General features: G+C 75.6%; 3 protein-coding genes and 1 pseudogene. All 4 read left to right on the top strand.

Going from position 1 to position 2,862, the window contains the following annotated elements:
- Nucleotides 1–657 (top strand): annotated as a pseudogene (locus tag E1291_RS40690) (cobyrinate a,c-diamide synthase); the annotation flags it as partial.
- Nucleotides 654–1,244, top strand: a complete 591-nt coding sequence (locus tag E1291_RS40685; RefSeq protein WP_131743366.1) for a GNAT family N-acetyltransferase — start codon at nt 654–656, stop codon at nt 1,242–1,244. The pseudogene E1291_RS40690 and the gene E1291_RS40685, both read left to right, overlap by 4 nt.
- Nucleotides 1,241–1,744 carry a hypothetical protein gene (locus E1291_RS40680; RefSeq protein WP_131743364.1) on the top strand — a complete coding sequence of 168 codons (504 nt, stop codon included), beginning with the start codon at nt 1,241–1,243 and terminating at the stop codon, nt 1,742–1,744. Before E1291_RS40685 ends, E1291_RS40680 begins: the two co-directional genes overlap by 4 nt.
- The coding region (gene cbiE / locus E1291_RS40675; RefSeq protein ID WP_242614686.1) for a precorrin-6y C5,15-methyltransferase (decarboxylating) subunit CbiE at nt 1,741–2,862 on the top strand (1,122 nt) is incomplete at its 3' end. The genes E1291_RS40680 and cbiE, both read left to right, overlap by 4 nt.

Here is a 2,862-nt window from a genome sequence, read left to right as displayed (position 1 = left end):
GCCCTGGCGGGCACGGCGGGCGGGACCGATCCGGGACGCGCGGCGGCCGGGCGCCGGCCGCGGGTCGCGGTGGCCGGCGGGCCCGCGTTCACGTTCGGGTACGCCGAGAACGAGGAGCTGCTGGACGCGGCGGGCGCGGAGGTCGTCCGGTTCGATCCGCTGCGGGACGAGGCGCTTCCCGAGGGCACCCGCGGCGTCGTCGTCGGCGGAGGGTTCCCGGAGGTGTACGCGGCGGAGCTGTCGGCGAACGAGAGGCTGCGCGGCGAGCTGGCGGCCTTCGCCGGGGCCGCGCGCCCGGTGTACGCCGAGTGCGCGGGGCTTCTCTACCTCGCGCAGGAGCTGGACGGGGCGCCCATGTGCGGTGTGCTGGACGGCGTCAAGGCCACGATGGCGTCGCGCCTGACACTGGGTTATCGTGCCGCGGTGGCGGTGGCCGATTCCGTCGTCGCCCGGACGGGAGAGCGTGTGCACGGTCACGAGTTCCACCGCACGGTGACGGAACCCGGGCACGGGGCCACGGCGGCGTGGCAGTGGTCCACGTCCTCCCCAGAGGGGTTCGTACGGGGCGACTGTGTCGCGTCCTACTTGCATTTGCATTGGGCCGGGTCGCCGCAGTTCGCCGCCAGGATGGTGCAGGCGTGCCGGGAGCGCGCGTGAAGGACTTCCGGGAGGACGTGCGCCTGGAAACGGAGCGGCTCGTCCTGCGCCCCTTCGGGCTGGACGACGCCGAGGTCCTGATCGAGGTGATCCGCAGTGGGGAAGTGTTCCTGCCGCCGAACTTCCCGACCGTCCTGGAAGCGCAGCCGATCGCGTGGTTCCTGCGGGAGGGCGTCCACAGTGTGCAGCGGTTCGGCCTGGGCATCCACCTCGCCGTCGCCGACCGCGTCACCGGCGCGCTGGTCGGGACCATCGGGCTCTTCCGCGTCGACTGGAAGCAGCTGACTTGCGAGGTCGGGTACGGGATGCGGCCGAGCGCGCGCGGGAACGGCTATGCGACGGAGGCGCTGTCATCGGTCTCCCAGTGGATCCTCGACGACTGCGGGATCTACCGGGTGGAGCTTCGTGCCCTGACGACGAACCTCGCCTCGATCCGCGTCGCCGAGAAGGCCGGATATCAGCGTGAAGGGGTGGCGCGGGGCGCGGAACGCGGCCCCGACGGCACCAACCAGGACATGATCGTGTTCAGCCTGATCGCGTCCGATCCCAGGCCGGGCGCGCTGATCCGCGAGGAGGAACGGGCGTGAGCGCGACGAGAGCGGCGGCCGAGCACGGGCGGACCCTCGTCCTCTACGGGGCGGGAGCGGGCGAGGCGGCTCGCCGGATGCTGCCGGGCCTGCCGGACGCCTGCTTCGCCCCCGCCGACCCGGACGGGTCGGCCGGAACCGTCGCGCGGGGGGTCGCGCGGGGCGTCGTGCAACTGGTCCTGGTGGCGGGGCCGGCGGAGCTGGCCGCGGTCGCCGGCGCGGGCGCGCTGGAGGCCGTGACCCGCGACATGGACGGCGGCGCCGCGCTGACCGCCGAGGTGGCGCGGGCGCCGTCCGCCGCGCACGCGTACGGGCTGTGGCAGGCGGCCGGGGTGCACGGGCCGTGCGGACGTGAGCTGTGCCGCCGGACGGCGGGGGAGCTGGAACGGCGCGCGGCCGAGGCCGCGGGCGCCCCGGAGAGCCCGGTCGCGGCCCAGGTCGTGCTCGTCGACGCCGAGGACGGGCGCATGGTCGGCATGTTCGGGCGGATGGCGCGGTGACCGGCCGCGTGACCGTCCCGCCCGCGCACCGCGAGGGCGGGGGCGGGGTGCTGACCGTCATAGGCCGGGACGGGGCGCCGCTCCCGGAGTCGGCTCGCGCGGCGGTGCGGGACGCCGGGCTGCTCGTGGGCCCGTCCCATCACCTGGAAGGGCTGCCGGTGGCGCCGGGCGCGCGCGTCGTTCCCGCGGACGCCCTCGCCGACGTCCTGGAGGTTCTGGACGGGCCCGAGAGCCGGTCCGGAAACGTGGTCGTGGTCGCCGCCGGTGACCCGGGCTTCTTCGGCGTCGTCAGGGCGTTGCGCGCGCGGGGGCACGAGCCCCGCGTCCTGCCCGCCGCGTCACTGGTGGGCCGGGCCTTCGCACGGATCGGCCTGCCGTGGGAGGACGCGCTCGTGGTGTCGTCGGCGGATCTGCGCCGGGCGGTCAACGTATGCCGCGCCCATCCGAAGGTGGCGGTGCTGACCCGCCCTGGGGCCGGGCCAGGGGAGCTGGCGCGCGCGCTGTTCCCGCAGACGCCGCGGTCCTTCGTCGTCTGCGAGGACCTGGACGGGCCCAGGGAACGGGTGGTGCACGTCCGTCCGGCGGAGGCCACCACCAGGCCGTGGAACGATCCGGACGTGGTCCTCGTCCTCGATGACCGCCGCGCCCTTACCGGCGAGGGCTGGAGTTCCGGCGCCGGTCCCGGCCCGTCCGAGTGGGCGCTTCCCCAGAGCGCCTTCGGTGGCGAAGGGACGCTGGGGCCCGAGGTGCGGGCGTTCGTCCTGGCGAAGCTGGGGCCGAGGCTCGGCGACATGGTGTGGGACATCGGCTCGGGCGACGGGTCGGTGGGCATCGAGTGCGCGCGCTTCGGCGCGGCCGTCGTCTCCCTCGAACAGGACCAGACGGCCCGTGCGCGGGTCCGTGAGAACGTGCGGGCGCACGGGGTGAAGGTCGCGCTCGCGAGCGGGGAGCTGCCGCTCGTCCTCGACCACATGCCGGAGCCGGACGCCGTGTTCGTCGGGCGCGGCGGCCCGGACGCCGTCCGGGCGTGCGCCGCGCGCGAGGCGTCCCGCGTGGTCGCCACCGCGCCGCCGGACGACGTCCCGGCGCTGCTGGAGGCGCTGGCCGGGCACGGGTTC

Origin of the sequence: Actinomadura roseirufa, assembly GCF_900659635.1 — a bacterium.
GTDB lineage: Bacteria > Actinomycetota > Actinomycetes > Streptosporangiales > Streptosporangiaceae > Spirillospora > Spirillospora roseirufa.
The sequence above is the reverse complement of the archived record's forward strand: the minus strand, read 5'-3'. Positions and strand labels throughout refer to the sequence as shown.